The organism is Sphingosinicella microcystinivorans (assembly GCF_003634215.1).
Classification (GTDB): Bacteria; Pseudomonadota; Alphaproteobacteria; order Sphingomonadales; family Sphingomonadaceae; genus Sphingosinicella; species Sphingosinicella microcystinivorans.
On sequence record NZ_RBWX01000007.1, the window covers coordinates 634033 to 651953 of the forward strand.

Consider the following 17921-nt stretch of genomic DNA (forward strand, 5'->3'; position numbering starts at 1 on the left):
CCCTCGCCGACCTCTGAACCTGCCGAAATATGTCGCTTGCTCCGTTTCTCCCCGTGTCCGACTATCCCCAAAAGGAGATATGCTGATGGGGCTTTGGGATCGCTATGCCGTGCCGGCGATTGTATCGTGCGCCTGCACGTCGAAACCGGTGATGCGGCAGCGCGCGAAGGTCGTGCCTGAAGCCACCGGGGTGGTGCTAGAGCTCGGCTGCGGTTCGGGAACGAACTTCGCGTTCTATGATCCCGCGCGCGTCACGCGGCTTCATGCGTTGGAACCCGCACCGGGCATGGTGGCGCGTGCGCGCGAGACGGCGCGGCATACCGCGATCATGGATCGCGTGCAGTTTCACGAAACGGGCGCGGAACGTCTGCTGCTGGAAGACGAAAGCATCGATACGGCGGTGGTCACCTTCGTGCTGTGCACGATCCCGGACTGGGGGCGTGCGCTCAGGGAAGTGCGCCGCGTGCTGAAGCCGGGCGGGCGCGTGCTGTTTTCCGAGCACGGCCTCGCGCCAGATGCGGACGTCGCGCGCTGGCAGCAGCGGATCGAGCCGGTATGGAAGCGCGTTTTCGGCGGCTGTCACCTGACACGCCAGCCGGCTGCGATGCTTGCGAACAGCGGCTTTCGCGTCGACCGCCTCGAAACCATGTATTTGCCGTCGACACCGCGCTTTGCGGGCTTTGCAAGCTGGGGCGCGGCGGTGCCGGCATGACGGAAAGCGCGGGGAACGTCACCCGCCTGATGCCGCACGGCGAGGACGCCGTGGACGGCCGCCGACTGCGGAGCGAGCGGAGCCGCGCACAGATCGTCGCCGCGATGCGCGCCGTGATCGAAGGCGGAGACATGGATCCCAATGTCACGAGTGTGGCCCGAGCGGCGGGTGTCTCGATCCGCACGGTTTTTCGGCATTTCGAGGAGCTGGACAGCCTCTACCGCGAATTGAACGCGCAGATCGAAGCGGAAATCCTGCCGATGGTGATGACGCAGTTCGAAGCGCGCGACTGGCAGGGCAGGGCCTGCGAGGTCGTGACCCGGCGGGCGCGCATCTATGAGCGGCTGATGCTGTTCAAAAGCGCCGCGCACGCGCGCCGGTTCCAGTCCGAATATCTGATGGATGCGCACAGGCGCTTTCTCATCATGGAACGTGCGGCGCTGCAGGCGATCCTGCCCGCCGAGATCCAGTCGAACAAAGCGCTGTTCGCGGCGCTCGAAATGGTCACGGGATTTCAGTCGTGGCAGCGCCTGCGGCATGATCAGAACCTCGCGCCCGAAGATGCGGAAGCTGCGGTTCGCCTTGCTGTCGAAAGGCTGCTCGGCCTTTGAGGCGCGGCGCCGTTCTCGCGCTGCTGATGCTGTCGGCGTGCGGCACGCACCGAGAGGATGCCGCGTGCGGCATTCCCGCGGACAGGCTCGGCGTTTTCGTTGATGTGCCCGAGGGGCGCTTCATCAAGGGCGCCGCGCCGCGCTATCCGGAGGAACGGCCCGAGCTGGCGCTGCATGTCGGCGCGTTCCGCATTCAGGCGCATGAGGTTACGAACGATCAGTTTGCGGCGTTCGTGAAGGTCACCGGCTATCTCACCGATGCCGAGCGCACGGCAGACGACGCCGATGGCGGATCGGCGGTGTTCACGGCGCCCGAAGGGGGTGAGAGCAGGCCGTGGAAGCTGGTGCGCGGCGCGACCTGGCGCACGCCGGAAGGGCCGGGCTCGAATATCGCCGGACGTGGCCGCGATCCCGTCGTGCATGTGTCCCCAGCCGATGCGGCTGCCTATGCGGCGTGGGCGGGCGGGCGTCTGCCGACAGAGGTCGAATGGGAATATGCCGCGTCGCTGGGTCTGCCCAAGGGCGGTGATCAGGAAGCGGGGGCCTATGCGCCTGGTGCGCGTCCGGTCGCGAACACCTGGCAGGGCCTGTTTCCCGAAGACCAGAAAGCCGCAGACGGCTTCGCCGGCCGCGCGCCGGTCGGCTGCTTCCCGCCGAGCCGCATCGGCCTTTACGACATGATCGGCAATGTCTGGGAAATCACCGACACGCCCTACGGCGAGGGCACGCAGACGATCAAGGGCGGCTCCTATCTCTGTTCGGAGAACTTCTGCCGCCGTTACCGCCCCGCCGCGCGTCAGCCGCAGGAGGCTCACTTCTCCGCAAGCCACGTCGGCTTCCGCATCGTCAAGGATGCACCGCCTCAGTTGGGCCAGTAGATAAGCTCATCCCCCGGGCCGACGCGCTCGGCAAGCGTCTTGTCGATCGCAACCGGCACCTCGATCGTATGCGGATATAGCGGCGCTCGCCCGGCTTTGCGGTGCGCATCGAGCAGCGCCGTCATCGCCGCGACGCGCGCGGGCTCGCGTTCGGCAAGATTGGTCTTCTCGGTCGGGTCTGCGGCAAGGTTGAACAGCCACGTCTTCTTCGGCCGCTCGGTCACCTGCAGCTTCCAGTCACCTTGCCGCACGACGCGGTAGTAAGCGCTCTGCCAGAACAGCGCGTTGTCGGCACGCGCCGGGGGGTCGGGCGCGAGCAGGTTGACGCCGTCGATGGCGACATCGGGGGGAAGCGGCGCCCCCGCCGCCGCCGCGAAGGTCGGCATCAGGTCGATATGCCCGGCCGGACGTTCAACGCGCGTGCCGGGTGCGATCCGGGCAGGCCAGCGCATGAACAGCGGCACGCGGATGCCGCCTTCGAACATGGTGAGCTTCCAGCCGCGATAAGGCGCGTTGACGTCGGGAAGGCCGACATAGCCCGCGCCGCCGTTGTCGCTCGAAAACACCACGATGGTGTTCTCGTCGAGGCCTTCGTCTTTCAGCGCGGCAAGCACGCGCCCCACGCTCCGATCGAGCGACCGCACCATCGCGGCGTAGACGCGGAGGCGGTGCGGCTTGATATCGCCGACTGCCTCGTAATCGGCGCGCGTGGCCTGCAGCGGCGTGTGCACGCCCCAATGCGCCAGATAGAGGAAAAACGGCCGGTTGCGGTTGGCGCGGATCACCTTCACCGCTTCGTCGGTCCAATAATCCGCAAGGTAGCCGCCCGGCGCGAACAGGGGGCCTTCGTTGAAGGAGGCGGCATATTGCATCCGCGCCCACAGGAAGCGGTCGATGGGGTCGAAATCGAGCTTCGCGTTGACGACACCGGCATCGTCCTCCGGCAGATGAAGCCCGCTCGCCATCAGCAGACTCTCGTCGAAGCCTTGCGCGTTCGCGCCGAATTCCTGGCCGCTGCCGAGATGCCACTTGCCGATGTGGACCGTGTGATAGCCGGCGCCCTTCAGGATTTCGGCAATGGTGATTTCAGAGCCCGGCAGGCCCTGTTCGTCGAAGGGCGGGACTTTGTCGTCCGCCTCCCGGTTCCAGTCGACGGGTGGCAACCCGGATCGGCTGTTGTCCGAAAACATCGACACCATCCGCCCCATGCCGTCCGGCGTCGGCGTGAACTCGAAGCCCGTGCGTGTCGGATAGCGGCCGGTCAGGATCATGGCGCGCGAAGGCGCGCAGCTCGCCGTGCCCGCATAGGCCTGCGCGAACAGCGCACCCTCCTTCGCGAGCCGGTCGATGTTCGGCGTCGGCACGCGTCCCTCTGCGACACCGCCGCCGAACGCCGAGATGTCGTTGATGCCCAGATCGTCGGCGAGGATGAAGACGATGTTCGGCGGACGCTCTCCCGCAGGTGCCGCCGCCGGACCCTCGTTCCAGGCGACGGGGCTGTAGGGCGCGATGTCGCGGTCCTTGGCGAGCGTGGTGACCAGCCAGAGGATCAGCGCCTTGCGGTTCATCCACCCGGCCGCAGCAAGCACGATCAGAAGTGCCGCTGTGCCGAAGAGGACCGACCGTTTTTTCACCGCAGAAGCTCTTCGCATCCGGTGCGATCGAGGAGTGTTTGCACCGCCGCCTGATCATCCGCACACAGTGCCGCGAACGCCTCGCTTATCCACTGCAGGCATTTCGCCTGATAAGGGAAAACCGGCTGCATCCACGCGCGCCCGTCGATTTCGGTTTGCACGAGCTCGGCGCCTTCCGTCATCGCTTTTGCGTTTGCGATCAGAAACGGCGCATAAACCCGTCCGATCTCAGAGAGCAGCGGACGCAGCGCGGTTATGTCGTCGCGCGAGAACCAGTCGGTGGTGTCCGGCTCGACACCGGAGAGATCCTCGACGCGGTCGAGCCAAGCGCGGACGCGCGGCGCTGTCTGCGCGGCGATCGCGGCAGAGGTCGGCTCGATCACGGCAAGCTGTGCGAGCTGCCCGTGGATGGCGAAATCAGCAGAAGAGGGCCGCGCGCCGAGCACATAGCCGCGCCTCGAAATGAGCGTATCGAGAACGGCGAGAAAACGCCGGTAGCTGCGCTCGATCGTTTCTCCGGTCGTGTCGTTCGAACCGACCACGTGAAGCCGGCTGATTTGCCGATCGGCGAACATGTCGGCGGTTTGCGCAGCGGTCTCTGCGTGCATCGTCGGCGCCATCCAGAACACGAGCAGCGGCGCGGCGTTCGCGGCATCCTCCGCAAATGCCCAGCGATAATGGAACATGGCCTTGGTCAGCCATTCGTCCGCATAGTCCTCGATCAGGTGATTGAGGAAGGCCAGAACCGGATCGGCAGGAATGGCCTCACGGCCTCCGTGCTCCGCTTCGAGCCGCCGGATGATCGGCGTGGAATCCACCGTGGGCTCCAGCGTGCCGTCGGCCAACGGAAAATACACCGTTGGCAGCAGCTTCACCTTTGGTGGCGGAAGGCCTTCCGGCGGCTGCGTATGGCTGCCCCAGAGGATTGCGTGGGGTATGCGGCGATAGCGCAGCAGCGCGATCATTTTACGCGTATAGGGCGAACCGGGAGCGCCCAGCAGCCTGAGCGGTTCGGTCAAGCGAGCCTCCATCTGCGTTTCCTGAAAAACCACACGGCAAGGGCGATCGCGGCCACGAGCGCGAGCAGGATGCCGCTGAGCGCCCATCCGTAATGCTTGAGCATTTTGATGCGTGTATTCAGCGTGATCTGTCGGAACGGATCGTAGCCTTCGGGTATATCCAGCACGCCCATGGATTTCGCGTAAGCCTGGTAATCGGCGAGCATGGATTGGACTCTCGCCGCTTCGGCGGTGCCGAGGTCGCGTGTTTCGCCGGGATCTTCTGCAAGGTTGTAGAGTTTCCACGTGCCGTCGCCATAGGGCGGCAGGTTACGCACGAGCTTGAAGTCGCCGCGATAGAGCGCGGCGTTTCCGGATACCTCCATGCCGATGGGGGTGTCCTGAGAATAGATATGATCCGCCGCACCGCTCAGCACGGGCCTCAGGCTGCGCCCCGTCATCGCCTTGCCGTCGGTGCCCTGGATACCCGCGATGTCGAGCAGCGTCGGCGCAACGTCGGTGACGAAGGCGGCGGCAGAAACGCGCGGCTGGATGGCGATGCCCGGGCCGGACATGATGAACGGCACACGCAGCCCGCCCTCGGAAGCGTAGAATTTGAACAGGCTGTGCGGCGTAGCCGCGGCCGTTGCCCACTCCGGACCGATTGAAACGAATGAGCCCTTCTCGCCGAGCCTGTCCAGATTCTGGTCGTAACCGTTCATCCGCATCCACAGCGGAAAGCCCCGCTGGTTGATCGGTTCATTGGGTTCCGGCCCGTTGTCGGAGGTAACGACGAAAACGGTGTTCTGAAGCACGCCCTGCTTATCGAGATAGGCGATCAGACGGCCGATGTGGTGATCCATCGCCTCGATCATGCCTGCGTTGACCGCCATGCTCTTCGCAAGCAAACGCCGCTCTGGGTCGGGAAGTGCCTTCCATTCCCGCAGCCCGGCGGGCTTGGCTGCGAGCGGCGCACCTTCGGGGATCAGGCCCATCGCCTGCGCGCGCTGCCAGCGCGCCTCGCGGATGCTGTCCCAGCCCTTGCCGTAGACCGCCTCGTAATGTGCGGTGTAGGCGCGCGGTGCCTGCACCGGAATATGCACCGCCTGAAATGCCACATAGGCGAAGAACGGCGTGTTCGCGTCCTCATCCGACAGATAATCGATCATCCGGTCGACAATGAATTCGGATGAATAAAAGTCGGGGGGCAGCGTTGCCGGTTTGCCGTCTTCGAACCACGGCGCCGTATCGTAATACGGCATGTAGGGTTTCTGTTCCCAATTGTCCGCGCCGGAAGCATCGAGCGCGAACGACTTCTGGAAGCCGTGCGACGGCGGCAGCTCGCCCTTGCCGCTACCGAGGTGCCATTTGCCGGTCATGTAGGTGCGATAGCCCGCCCGGCGCAGCCGCTCCGCAACCGTGATCGCATCGGGTTCGAGCCGCAGGCCATAGCCGGGCTTTCCCGCATGTTCGGGCGGAAGCACCTCGGGAATGGTGGCGACCCCGTTCAGGTGATTGTCGATCCCCGTCAGCAGCATCGCACGGGATGGCGCGCACAGGGGAGAGGTGCGGTAGTGGGTGAACAGCGTGCCCGCGCTCGCAAGCCGTTCGATATTGGGAGTTCGCGCCTCGCCGCCGTAGCTGCTGAAATCCATCAACGCAGCGTCGTCGACAAGGATCAGCACGAAATTGGGGCGAACCGGCTGTTGCTGGGCATGCGCCGGCACGGCGGCTGCCATAGCGGCAAAGCCAGCCCAAAGCCAATAGCGCAGCCCTCCCAGCCGCATCGACATTGCCCCCTGTTTGACCCACCGTTACGTTCCGGCGGTCACACAACATATGTCACTACGACTGTCAATTTATCGCGTCTATTGCGCAAAACGTGAGGGTCTGCCGAGGCAGTAGAGCGTACGGCCGTTCATGTTGAGTTGGAGGTGCGGCAGCAGGCGCTGGCCACGGCTCCTGTTCCCCGGATCGGAACAGAACGGTCCCCGGCTATCGTCGCCGCCCGAGAGCGCGGCCTCGTCCGCATAGCCGGAAAGCGTTTGCAGCGTGGGCGTCAGTGCAATCGAAACAAGGCCGCCAAAACCGTCGCTTCCGCTCAGGCTGCCGGGCACGTGCAGGATGCGGTCCTGCTCGTAGGGCGGGATCAGGTGGCCGGTCACGGTGAGTGTGCCTGGCGTGTAGGCGAGAACGTAGTTCGGCGCTGATCCGCCCGACGCTTCGATCGCGTACTGCCCCGCAGGCGATCCGTCCGATGCTGCCGTATGGAGCGTCACACCGTTCACGACCGAAGCGTCATCACCATTGGCGAGGCCGATCAGGTGATAGGTGAAGGCGGGATTGGGCTGGAAGCGCGCGCGAGACTGGTCGTCGACAACCACCGTCAGCGCCTTCGCGGAAACGTCCGTGGTGAGGCCGCCGAGCAGGCCATCGTCCAGAGCGAGGTCGTAATTGTCTGCGTCCGCCCCATTCAGCGATACTGCGCCTCCCGTAACCGTCACGGCCTTGCCGGTACCGGCATTTCGGTCAGCCGCGAGCGCTTCGTAGAGGAAGCCGATGTCATCGCCGGACACGAGGCCGCTCGTCGTGAAGTCGAGCGCTACGTTCCGGTTGCCGTCGTACGTCTTGTCCACCGCCGTTGCCGTGTCCAGCGTCAGTGCTTTGCGGTCGATGTCGGCGGTAAGTCCACCCAGCAGCGCACCATCCAGAACCAGAACATAATTTCCGCCGTCCGCGCCCGAGAGCGAAACGCCGGAGGCGGTCACGCCCTTGCCGACGCCGGCGTTCTTGTCCGCGAAATTCGCGGTGTAATCGAACGTCACCGTATCGCCGGAAAGAATGTCCGCGGTCGTGAACGAGAGCTCTGCGGACGTGGTGCCGTCGTAGATCTTGCCCGCTGCGCCAACCATGCTCACCGTCAGCGTACGCGCGGAGATATCCGCGGCGAGCGCCGACACATCGCTTGGATCGAGCGCGAGCGTGTAGTTCGCGGCGTCCCCGCCCGTCAGCGTCACGCTGCCGGTCAGGCTGACCGCCTTGCCCGTCCCGGCCGCCTTGTCGGCGAACCGCGCATCGTAGGCGAACGTTACGGCATCTCCGCTCACGATGTCGCTCGTGGTGAAGGTCAGCGCGGCGTTGCGCGTTCCGTCATAGGTCTTGTCGTTCGCTATGACGCCTGCGTTCAGCGTGCGCGGCGAGATCGTCGCGTTGGCGATCGTCGGCTGCGTCAGCGTGTAGTTTCCGGCATCGTTGCCGGTCAGCGTATAGCCCGATGCGGTCACGCTCCACGTGCCCGCGTTCTTGCTGGCGAACAGGCCCGAACCAGCCGAGAATTGGACGTCCTCGCTGCCGATGATGCCGATCAGGGATCCGCCGGAGAGATCGGCGTCTGCATCGCCGTCGTATGTCTTGCCGGAGGCTGTCACGCCGCTCAGCGTCAGCGTCTTTGCCGTGATGGTCGCATTGGCGATCGTCGGCTGCGTCAGCGTGTAGTTTCCGGCATCGTTGCCGGTCAGCGTATAGCCCGATGCGGTCACGCTCCACGTGCCCGCGTTCTTACTCGCGAACAGGCCCGAACCAGCGGAGAATTCGACATCGTCGCTGCCGACAATGCCTACCAGGGATCCGCCGGAGAGGTCGGCATCGGCATCGCCGTCGTATGTCTTGCCGGAGGCCGTCACGCCGGTGAGAGACAAGGCTTTGGCCGTCACGGTCAGCGTGCCGGTGGAGGAGGGGGCTCCGAACGTATAGCCGGCGCTGCTCGCCAGCGTGCCGTTGGCGATGCTGATCGCATAGGGCGAACCGGCGACGTTCGCATTCGCCGCAGCGCCGCTCGAGCTGAATACCGGTCCGCCGGAGAGGCCGAGGTCGCTCAGTGTCTCCTGCGTCCAGACATTTTGATAGCTGGATGCCGATACAATACCGGAAATGCTGTAGTTGGTGCCCCGTACCGGCGTTGGGAACGTGTAGGCGGTTCCATAGGTCTTGGTGTCGGAGAAGCTGCTCGAAACCGTGAGCGTCGGTTGATTGGCAAAGACGTAGCGGTTGCCCGAGCCCACCGAGCCGGGGGGCAGCGTCATTTGCGTCTTCCCCCAGATCGGCAGGTTGCCGCTGGCGAGATTGTTGAATGTGCTGTTATCCGGGTTGGTCAGGTAAATGATCCAGCGACCGGTCGTGGACTGTATGGCGTTGTTGCCGGTCAGGTTGTTCAGGTCCTTGCCCGTGCCGCCGCCCTTGGCCGCATCGATAACGATCGTGCCGCTGCCGCTCTTTACCTTTGTGCCGCTGCCGGAGACGTAAAGCCCGTCGTTGCCTGTGCCGCCTGCGCTTGCGCCGCCGCGTGCGGTGATGGAGATATTCCCGGCATCGCTCAGCAGCGCCTCGACAGCGTTCAGATAGACGCCGTTGCGCTTGTTTCCGGTGCCGCCGCCGCCCGTTCCCGAAATGATGATATCTGCGGCATCGGCATCGCTGCCGGTGGACCTTACCTGCGTCCCCAGCCCGAGCTGGATGCCATAGTGGTGGGCATCCAGGCTGTCCGATCCGGCGCCGCCCGTGCCGGTCATCGCGATATCGCCGACGACGCTTTCGATGTACGTATTGGAACCGGAAAGATAGATGCCGATATTCGTGTTTGCCGTCGCTGATGCGCTGTCGCCGCCGCCTTGGCCGCTAAGCGTGATCTTCGCCGCGCCGACTGTTGTGCCGGTTGATACGATGTGCGCGCCTTCCAGGATATGGAGGCCGTGATTGTTGGCGCCGCCGGCTGTTGCCGATCCCGTCCCGGTGATCGAGATGTCGCCGAACGCGCTCGCGATCGTCGCGGCCGCGCCCTGCATACTGACGCCCTGATTGTTTGCCGAAAGCGCGCCCATGCCGCCGGCATTGCCGATGACTGTGATCTTCGCGGCGCTGGCCGTGGTTCCGGTCGATTCAATTCGCGCGTCGTTGATAATGCGCACGCCGATATTGTTGTGCGAGGTCGATGCCGCCGCGCCCGTGCCGGTCACGCTGATGTCGCCGTCGATGCTGGTGATCGCCGCGCCGGTATCGGCGATGTAGACGCCGATGTTGGTCGCGCCGCTTCCGGTGCCGCCCGCTGCGCCGATCACGTCGATCGTCGCGGCGTCGCCTCCGGTGCCGGTGGATGCGATGATGGCGCCATCGTGGATATGCACGCCGTAATTTTGCGGTCCCGTGGAGGCGCCGCCGGTTCCCGAAATGAGCACGGCGCCGGTATTGCCGGTGATGTCCGTGTTCACGCCTTTGAGATAGATACCGATGTTTGTGCCGCTGGCAGAGGTGCCGCCCGTGCCGGTCAGCGTCAGCGTTCCGGCGCCCAGCGATTCAATGCTGCTGCCATCCACGAATATGCCGTGGCTGACACTCGCGCCGCCCTTGCCGAGCAGGCTGATGTTGCCGCCGCCACCTGCCGCCGTGGAGACGCGGGCACCCCCGGCCAGCTTGATCGCCGCATCGCCCGAGCCCACGCCCGTCCCGGCTTCGTTCGCCTTCAGCGTGATCGCATCGAATGCGCTGCTATCCGCGGCATAGCTGTTCGAGAGCGTGCCGCCGGAAAGCAGGATGCGCGCGCCCGCCGTCAGGGCTAGCGTTGCCTTGCCGCTCACGGTGAGATCTGTACCTGCATTCACGGTGATCGTGCCGGGCGCGCTGTAAGTCTGCGCGCCTGTCGTGCTGACGTCCTGATTGAAAATCAGGCCCGCCGATGTCTGCGTCGTACTGATCGCGACACTGGCGGCATCGATGCCGACCGTCGTGTCGATCGTTCCGACCGTAAGGTTGCCGTTGCCGCCATGCGTGAGCGAGATTGTCCCGGTGTCCCCTGCCAGCGTGCCGATCACGTTGCCCGCATTTGTCAGCGTGTACGCGCCGGTAGCGTTCAGGAGGAGAAGCTTGTCCGCCGTGATCGCCGCCGTCTGGCTCGTCGCGCCGGCGATATCGAGCGTCAGTCGATTGCTGCCGACATTGAGCGCGCCGCCGATCGCCAGCGTTCCGGCGCTTTCAAGACGCAGATTGTCCGTGAAGGCGGCCAGGTCGCTCCCGACCGTGATGGCGCCCGCTTCAGCACTGCCGATCACGATTTCGCTGAAACCGTTCAGCATGTTGGCGATCGATGCTGCGGTGATCGCAAGGTCGCCAGTGCCGTTACCCAGGCCGATCGTGCGTCCGTCGGTGCGTTGCTTGATGGTGAGGATACCGTTTCCGGAGACAGTGCCCGTGAAACCGATCGTGTCCGCCGTGATGGTGATGTCGTTCGTATTCGCGCTGCCGAGTGTGCCGCCCGAACCGATCAGGAAATCCGATTGACCGCCGTCACCGCTTGTCGCGGTGATGGTGATATCGCCCGACGCCGTGCGCACGCTCGCTGCGTTGGAGGATATCCATACGCCTGCTCCGCTGCCCACGGCGGAACCCGTCAGCGCGATGTTGCCGGTACCGGTCGTGCGCACCTGCGATCCGTTGAACACATACAGGCCGGGCGCCGCGCCGGAGCCCATGGCCTCGCCGGTGATGTCGATGTCCCCGTCGGTTGCGATAACCTGCGATGACTGATGAAGGAAGACGCCGTAAGTCGTTCCGCCTGTCCCCGCGCCGCTGGTGCCGTGGAGCGAAATGGCGCCCGATCCCAGCGCTTCGATCGTCGATCCGCCGATTATGTTGATGCCGCGACCGTCATCGGCGCCGCCGCGCGCGGAGAGCGAGATGCTGCCCGCAGCGCCTGCCGCCGTACGGATGATCGCGCCGGTGAGATCGATGCCGATTAGCGAACCGGCATCGGCGGTCGCGCGGCGATTGGCCGTGATATCAATCGCGGTGAACGGCGTGAGCCCGCCCGCATATGTGTTCTCGATCTTTGCGCCGGTCGCGAGCGAGACCTGCCGGGCCGCGTCCATGCTGAGCGTTGCGGCACCTGTCACAGTGAGCGTTGTGTTCGCCGCAAGTTTGATATCGCGTTCGGAGACGTAATCCTGCGCGCCGCTCGTCGTGATGTTGCCGTTAAGCAGGATGTCGCCCGCCGCACCGGCATTCGTCACCTCGATCGCGCCCGCCGTGATCGCGCGCAGCGTGATGTCGCCGCCGGCGGTGTTGGTCTTGCCCGCGCCGCTGCGCAGGTCGATGGTGACGCTGCCCGTTCCGGCGGAGATCGACGTGCCCGCGGCCATGGTGATCGTGGCGGTTCCGGCGTCGCGGTACGCATCGACGACACCGTTCGCCAGTATGTCGTTCCCGATCAGCGTGAGGTTGCCGTTGTCGGTGGTGATGTTCGCATTCACCAGCACGCTGCGCCCGGCCTGCAGCGTCAGGTCGCCGCCGTCGCCCGAACTGTTGTCGACGGTGATTGCGGCGGAAACCGTGATGTCGTTGGAGGCCTGCAAGGTGAGGTTGGTACCACTGGCGAGGAGCGCCCCGAGCGAGACGGCAGAAATATTGATCGTGGCACCCGCGCTGTCGGCGTACGCAAAAGCGCTCGTCCGTTCAGTCGAAAACAAGTACACCGCGCCGCTGTTGGCAACGGCATTACCCGCGCCGTCATCGAAATTGGCGCCGACAGCGAGGCGCAGGCCATTTGCACTCAGCGCTACCGATGCACCGAAATAGTCTACGGCATCAAGCGAGAGGCTGGTGTCCCACGTCCCCGTATACCCCGCACCGATCGTACCTTTGGTCGCGCCCCCCGTGAAGCTGGTATCGGTGAAGGTGAACAGATGAACCGCACCTGCATTCTGAACGCTGTTGCTGCTGCCGTCATCGAGATTGGCCCCGGCCGCCAGATAATCGCCGTCGCCGTCCAAAGCCACTGATCGGTCTAACTGATCGTTGTCCTCAAGCGAGGCCAGATCGATGTTCTTGCCGCCCGAATAGCCTTTTCCGATTGTTCCAACGTGTGTGCCACCGCCGAAATCACCATTCGAAAAGCTGAACAAGTGAACGGCGCCCGACCCGGTGGCGAGGTTCCCTGCGCCGTCGTCACCGAACGCCCCAACAGCAAGCCGGTCGCCGGCTCCGTTCAGTGCGACGGATATGCCGAAAGCGTCGCCGGCTTCCAGCAAGGGTGTGCCGCTCGCGCCGCCATAGCCATTGCCTATCGTTGCCGTGTGCGCACCGCCGCCGAAATCGGTGTTGGAAAAGCTGAACAGATACACCGCCCCTGCATCCGTCGTGGCGTTGCTGGCGCCGTCGTCGCGATAGGCGCCGACCGCAAGCCGGTTTCCGGAGGCGTTGAGCGCAACCCCCGAGCCGAAGTAATCGGATGCGCCGAGCCCGATGGCGATATCGCCGGTGCCGACATAGCCCGCGCCTACGGTGCCGCTCTGCGTACCGTTCGAGAATGTGTTGTCCGAGAAACTGAAAAGATAAACAGCGCCAGAATCGAGCACGCCGTTTGCGAAGCCGTCGTCTGCCCACGCGCCCACGGCCATGCGGTTTCCGGCATCATTGAGCGCGACGGAAAAGCCGAAGAGGTCATTCGATTCGAGTCCGGAGAGATTGATGTTCTTGCCGCCCGAATAGCCGTTGCCGATGATGGCTTCGAGCGCACCGTCCGAAAACTGATCGTCGCTGAAACTGAAGAGATAGACAGCGCCGACGCTGGAGAGCGTACCGGCTGCCCCCTTGTCGCCATTCGCACCGACCGCAAGCCGGTTTCCGGCGCCGTTCAGCGCTACCGAAAAGCCGAATTGATCGGCGGTATCCGGCACTGGGTTAAGCGCGATATCGGCCGTCCGCCGATAGCCTTCGCCGACGACGCCGACGAGTTTGCCGCCGTAAAAATTCGTGTCCTCGAAACGCAGCAGGTAGACCGCACCCGAAGAGGCCGTCCGGTTGTTCTCGCCACCATCCAGGAACGAACCGGCGGCAAGTCGGTCACCTGTGGCATTCAATGCCACGGAAAAACCGAAGCGGTCGCCCGCTTCAAGGTTGGCAGGGCTGAGATTCTTGCCGCCGCTGTAGCCGCTGCCGATCCGGGCGGAAAGCGTGCCGCCTGAAAAGTCCGTGTCCGTGAAGCTGAGCAGATAGACCGCGCCTGCATTCGTTGCGGTATTGCTGTTGCCCGCATCGCCCGGTGCGCCGATCGCGAGACGGTCGCCCGCCGCGTTCAGGGATACGCCGATCCCAAACTGGTCGTTGGCATCCAGCGTCAGCGAAACATTTCCGGCGCCAGCATAGCCCTTGCCGATGGTGCCGGTGTGGGAAGCGCCGGTGAAGTCAGTGTCTGCGAAGGAGAACAGATAGACGGCGCCTGCACCGCTTGTCAGATCGTCGCTCCCGTCGTCGCCAATCGCGCCGACGGCAAGCCGATCGCCTGCCGCATTCAGCGATACGGCGTTGCCGAACTGGTCGTTCGCCGCAAGTGCAATGTTGAGATCGTTGGCGCCTGCGTATCCGGTGCCGATCGTGCCCACCAGCGCCACCGCGCTATCCAGAGTGAATAGGCGCACGGCCCCTGCTTCCGTGACACCGTTGCCGGCGCCGTCGTCGGCGGTTGCCCCGACCGCCATGCGGTTGCCGGCAGCATTGAGAGTCACCGCACGGCCGAACCGATCGGTGTCGTCGAGGCTGCCGACATCAAAGTCGTTGACGCCGCTCGCTCCGGAATATCCCTTTCCGACGATGCCGGTGATCCCGCCGTTGGAGAAATCCCGGTCGGCAAAGTCCAGCAGATAGACCGCGCCCGCGTTGCTGTTGGCTTCGTTGCTGCCGTCGTCCCCGATCGCGCCGACCGCGAGCCGTGTCCCCTCCGCATTGAACGCGAGCGACGCGCCGAAAAAGTCGTCCGTGGCGAGGCGGTCGATGTCGATATTCTTGCCGCCGGTATACCCCTTGCCGGCAATCCCCGAGAGCGTGCCGCCGGAGAAATTGCCGTCTGTGAAGCTGAACAGATAGACCGCGCCCGTCGAGGGCGCGTCGTTGAGTGCCCCGGCATCGTACATTGCGCCAACGGCAAGCCTGTCTCCGACGGCGTTGAGCGCGACCGCAATGCCCAGCCTGTCGCCCGCTTGCAGAGTCTCGACCGCGATGTCACTCCGCCACGCGTCCCGGCCGATCACGCCCGCGACCGTTCCTTCCGAAAAGTTGCCGTCCGCGAAGCGCATCAGATAAACACCGCCCGCGCCGCTCAGGCTGTTGCTGCCGCCATCGTCGCTATAGGCGCCGATCGCCAGACGATCACCCGCGGCATTCATCGCGAGGCCGAAGCCGAACATGTCGACAGCATCCAGATCGACCACGTTGACGTTCTTGCCGCCGGTGTATCCCTTGCCGATGATGCCTTCGTATGTGCCGCCGGAAAGATCGGTGTTCGCGAACGACAGCATATGCACGGCGCCCGTGTTCGACATGTTGTTCGTCGAGGCGTTGTCGCCGAGCGCGGTTCCGACGACCCGGGTGCCGTCCGCGTTCATCGCAAGTGCGTAGCCGAACATGTCGCCGCCGGCGACCGCCGATACGTTCGTGTCGCCGGCACCCCCATAGCCCTTGCCGATGATGCCGAGCTGCGTACCGCCGGAGAAATTCGTGTCGGTAAAACCGATGACATGAATAGCGCCGGATTCTGCCTCCGCATTGCCGAAACCGTCGTCGCCGTGCGCGCCGATCGCAAGCCTGTCGCCTGCCGCGTTCAGCGCGACGGAGACGCCGAGATAGTCTCCGACGTCGAGCACGAGATTGACATCATTTGCACCCGCATAGCCGTAGCCGACCGTTCCGCGGTGTGTACCGCCGCCGAAACCCGTATTCGCGAAGCTGACGAGAAAGACCGCGCCAGATTTGTTGGCCGCATTGCCAAAGCCGCTGTCGTTCCATGCCCCGATCGCAAGCCTGTCGCCGCCGCCGTTCAGCGAGATCGAGCGTCCAAAGCCGTCGTCGGCTTCCACGGCGATGGCAATGTCGCCTGCGCCGTTGTAATCTTTACCGATCGTTCCGACATGCGCGCCGCCGCTGAAATTGCCGTCCGCGAAACGCAGCAGATAGGCGGCGCCCGAACCGCTCGCATCATCGTTCTTGCCGTCGTCTCCGATTGCCCCGACCGCGAGCAGATCGCCCGCAGCATTCAGCGCGACCGATGTGCCGAAGCCGTCGGCGGCGGCGAGCTGCGCGATGTTGATATTCTTGCCGCCCGTGTAGCCTTTGCCCACGATTCCGGTCAGCGTACCGTTTGAAAAATCGCCGTCGCTGAAGCTGAACAGATAAACGGCGCCCACGTTTGTGGTCAGGTTGTCCGCGCCGTCGTCCGCGCTGGAACCGACTGCCATGCGTGTTCCGGCCGCATTGAGCGCGACCGATGACCCGAACGAATCGAACGTGTCGAGCGCGGCGCCCGCAGTGTTTTTGAACACGTCGGGATTGCTGCTGTTCGCGTAGACCGCGCCGAGTACGGCGGCATATTGCCAGCTTTCGACATCGTCGACGGTGCCGATCACGATGTTCTTCGGATCGAGCAGTAGATGCCCGCCCGCGCCGGTCAGCACTCGGTCGAGCGCGGCCTGACGAAGATCGCCTGCCGAGGAGATTTCCACAGATCCGCCGCGCCCGCCGCGCGCATCGACCGAACCCAGGAACGTCGTTCGCGCTTCCGACCAGAACACAGCCGTGCCACCGTCGCCGCGGGATGACGAAACGTCGATCGCGGCGGCGTTGCCCACGAAGAGCGTGTCCGCGTCCGGCAGGGCTTCGAGACCGCCCCAGCGACCGAGGAATGTCGAATGATAGGCTTGCGTCGGATCGGGAGTCTTCCCGCCCTGGAACGCGCCGCCGACGCGCACGAGGCCGCCTGCAAGCCGCCCGCGCGCGCTGAGGTGCGTGGAGAGCAGCGAGGCGCTGGCGCCGCTGAGATCGATCTGGCCGCCGCGCCCGTAGATGCCGTCGGCCACATAGGTGCCCGATGTGGCAAGCCCGCCTGTGGTGACGACGCGGATCGCGCCGCCGTCGATGGCACCTGATACGTCGTTGCGGCCGGTTGCCGTTTCGATGATGCGTCCGGCGTTGAACCGGATCGTGCCGCCGTCGCCGAGGCGGCCGGTTGCGGCGACGGTTTCCGCGAGCGAGAGCAGGCCTTTCGCGTCCGCTGCGATCGCGCCGCCGTCCGTGCCGCTGGCGCTGATCAGCCCGCCGAGCGAAACGCTGCCGCCGTTGATTGCGATGGTGCCGCCCGCCTGCTTGTCGCTGTCGGCGGAGAGGCGCCCCGTCGCGGTGACGCTGCCCGATCCCGAAAGGACGATGCTGCCGCCCTTGCGGCTGATCCCGTCCGCGCGCACGACGCCCGAAACGTTCACCGAAGCGTTGACGACATCGCGCGCTGCAGCCGCGCTCAGCAGCACCTTGCCGCCGCTCGCTTCGATAACGCCGCTGTTCTCAACGAGCGCGGTTCCGCCATCGCCGATCGTTGCCGCAACAAGGCCGTCCGGCGCGAACGACACCAGCCCGTCGCCGTAGAAATCGACCGTGAATCCCGTGCCGGCGCCAAGCGCGACGCGGCCGAGGTTGGCGACGATCGTGCCGCTGTTGCGCACGCTCGGCGCGACCAAGGCGGCGAGGCCTGCATCGCGCACCGTGATGCGTCCTTCGTTCACGATCGATGCGCCCGGCAGGCTGCCGCTGGAAAAGTTCAGCGATCCGGTCGCCATGAACGCCTGCCGGTCGATGTCCGCCGTCGTCGCGACGAGCCCGCCCACATCCACCGTTGCGTTCTTCCCGAAGGCGATGCCGTTCCGGTTGATAAGGACGACGCGACCGTTCGCAGTGAGGCTACCGAGGATCGAAGAGGGGTCCGCGCCCGTCACGCGGTTGACGGCGACCGATGTGCTGCCCGGCTGGATGAAGCGCGCGCTCTCGCCCGTGCCGATCGAGAAGCTGTTCCAGTCGAGGATCGCGCGGTCGCTCGTCTGCGTCACCGTCACGTGGCCGGTGCCGTCGCCTGCGATCGATGCGCTTCCGGCGCTCACCGTGCCGCCGGAGGGGCCGGCGTGCGCGGCGCCCGCAAGCGTGAGTGCGGCAAGGCTGGTGCCCGCAAGAATGATGCGGCGCTTGTCGAATACGGAACGGGGGATCATCGGGAACGCCTTTTT

The 17921-nt window shown here is 64.9% G+C and carries 7 protein-coding genes; 3 read left to right on the top strand and 4 right to left on the bottom strand.

All coding sequences use genetic code 11. The features are described from left to right. Positions 1–85 precede the first annotated feature (85 nt). From DFR51_RS03360 to DFR51_RS03370, 3 genes are read left to right on the top strand one after another with little or no spacing between them, the layout of a single operon-like run. Complete coding sequence (locus DFR51_RS03360) at positions 86–712, top strand: class I SAM-dependent methyltransferase (RefSeq protein ID WP_121049683.1); 627 nt, start codon at positions 86–88, stop codon at positions 710–712. Next, positions 709–1323 (top strand): TetR/AcrR family transcriptional regulator, encoded by a 615-nt coding sequence (locus tag DFR51_RS03365; protein WP_121047615.1) that lies wholly within the window; start codon positions 709–711, stop codon positions 1321–1323. Before DFR51_RS03360 ends, DFR51_RS03365 begins: the two co-directional genes overlap by 4 nt. Next, entirely contained in the window at positions 1320–2201 is an 882-nt protein-coding gene (locus tag DFR51_RS03370) for an SUMF1/EgtB/PvdO family nonheme iron enzyme (RefSeq protein WP_243445594.1), read from the top strand. The genes DFR51_RS03365 and DFR51_RS03370 overlap by 4 nt, the downstream gene beginning before the upstream one ends. Here the strand turns inward: DFR51_RS03370 and DFR51_RS03375 are convergent. The 4 genes from DFR51_RS03375 to DFR51_RS03390 form a co-directional block, all read right to left on the bottom strand. After that, a complete protein-coding gene (locus tag DFR51_RS03375) occupies positions 2186–3835 on the bottom strand; it encodes a sulfatase-like hydrolase/transferase (protein WP_243445595.1) in 1650 nt (549 codons plus the stop codon). The genes DFR51_RS03370 and DFR51_RS03375 overlap by 16 nt on opposite strands. Beyond that, a complete protein-coding gene (locus DFR51_RS03380; RefSeq protein WP_243445596.1) occupies positions 3832–4854 on the bottom strand; it encodes a glutathione S-transferase N-terminal domain-containing protein in 1023 nt (340 codons plus the stop codon). Before DFR51_RS03380 ends, DFR51_RS03375 begins: the two co-directional genes overlap by 4 nt. Continuing rightward, entirely contained in the window at positions 4851–6620 is a 1770-nt protein-coding gene (locus tag DFR51_RS03385; RefSeq protein WP_243445597.1) for an arylsulfatase, read from the bottom strand. Before DFR51_RS03385 ends, DFR51_RS03380 begins: the two co-directional genes overlap by 4 nt. Positions 6621–6701: 81 nt before the next feature. Further along, positions 6702–17906: a YDG domain-containing protein gene (locus DFR51_RS03390; protein ID WP_121047619.1), complete on the bottom strand. Its 11205-nt coding sequence runs from the start codon at positions 17904–17906 to the stop codon at positions 6702–6704. Positions 17907–17921 lie beyond the last annotated feature (15 nt).